Origin of the sequence: Noviherbaspirillum album, assembly GCF_035916955.1 — a bacterium.
Taxonomy (GTDB): Bacteria; Pseudomonadota; Gammaproteobacteria; order Burkholderiales; family Burkholderiaceae_D; genus Noviherbaspirillum; species Noviherbaspirillum album.
Window position 1 is genome coordinate 1 of the sequence record NZ_JAWIIV010000147.1, and the last position, 521, is coordinate 521.

Annotated in this window: 1 protein-coding gene; it reads left to right on the top strand. The window is 54.7% G+C overall.

Annotated elements, in window-relative coordinates:
• On the top strand, positions 1-473 hold a 473-nt coding region (locus RY831_RS33580; RefSeq protein WP_326510523.1), incomplete at its 5' end, for an integrase core domain-containing protein.
• Positions 474-521: the final 48 nt, after the last annotated feature.

The window sequence follows — 521 nt, forward strand, 5'->3', positions numbered from 1 at the left end:
ATGACTTCGTGCATGACCGGCTGGCCAATGGTGGAACGCTCAAGCTGTTGTGCGTGCTGGACGAGCATACGCGGGAATGCTTGGCCATCGAGGTTGGCAAGTCCTTGCGGAACCAGGACGTGATTCTGACGCTATCACGGTTGATGCGGCTGTATGGCAAGCCTGCATTTATTCGGTCCGACAACGGCGCGGAGTTTACTGCTACCGCAGTGATGAAGTGGCTGCGAGATCAGAACGTTGGCCCAGCGTATATCAAGCCCGGGAGCCCTTGGCAGAACGGGTTTGTGGAAAGCTTCAACGGCAAGTTGCGCGATGAATGCCTGAACCGAGAATGGTTTGTAAATCGCCGCGAAGCGAAGATTGTGATTGAGAAGTGGCGACAGTTCTATAACAACGAGCGGCCGCATTCTGCGCTCGGCAATCGGACGCCGGCCTCGGTAGGCCGGCAACGATGGCAAAATCAGAGTGCTTGAACTGGAAGACTAACCAGAGCAGTGGCTACAAATTTCTATATCAGGTCA